The organism is Campylobacter sp. BCW_6889 (genome assembly GCF_001762535.1).
Lineage (GTDB): Bacteria > Campylobacterota > Campylobacteria > Campylobacterales > Campylobacteraceae > Campylobacter_D > Campylobacter_D jejuni.
In genome coordinates, this window is the sequence record NZ_MJWZ01000077.1 from 1 (window position 1) to 484 (window position 484).

General features: G+C 29.1%; 2 protein-coding genes. One reads left to right on the forward strand and one right to left on the reverse strand.

Going from position 1 to position 484, the window contains the following annotated elements; translation table 11 throughout:
* Positions 1–273: hypothetical protein (locus AJ939_RS09275; protein WP_186820917.1), on the forward strand; the 273-nt coding region annotated here is incomplete at its 5' end.
* 50 nt (positions 274–323) lie between these two features.
* Here the strand turns inward: AJ939_RS09275 and AJ939_RS11265 are convergent.
* Positions 324–484: tyrosine-type recombinase/integrase (locus AJ939_RS11265; protein WP_261666738.1), on the reverse strand; the 161-nt coding region annotated here is incomplete at its 5' end.

Below are 484 nucleotides of genomic sequence, written 5' to 3' on the forward strand. Positions count from 1 at the left end.
ATACACTTAAATTCTTATTTAGAGGCTGAAAGTAATCTACAAAAAATCAAGATTTTAGTCAAAATATATCAAAATTTACAAAAATGTAGCCGAACTCCTGATCTTATTGACATAGAAGAACTTGAATTTAACAAAGAAGACATTTTCGAAGAATTATTTTATGCTTTAGGCGGTTTAGGAGGTATGTATTCCGTAGAAATGATACAATCAAGAATTGCAAATTTCATCAAAATACTTGGCGGAGAACCTAAACTTTTATTAGAACAATTTTAAACACATAGACTTCTTCTTGAAGTCTATGCAAATACTCAATTTTAGAAAAATTAATTATTCAATAATGCAGCTTTTACTGTATCATTTGTTGCTTTGGCATATATAGTAGTAGTATTTAGATTTGCATGTCTTAGAATTTTTTGTATGACCACAAGGTTTGTTCCTTTGGCTGTTAATCTCATGGCTAAAGTGTGTCTAAGCAAATGAAGTC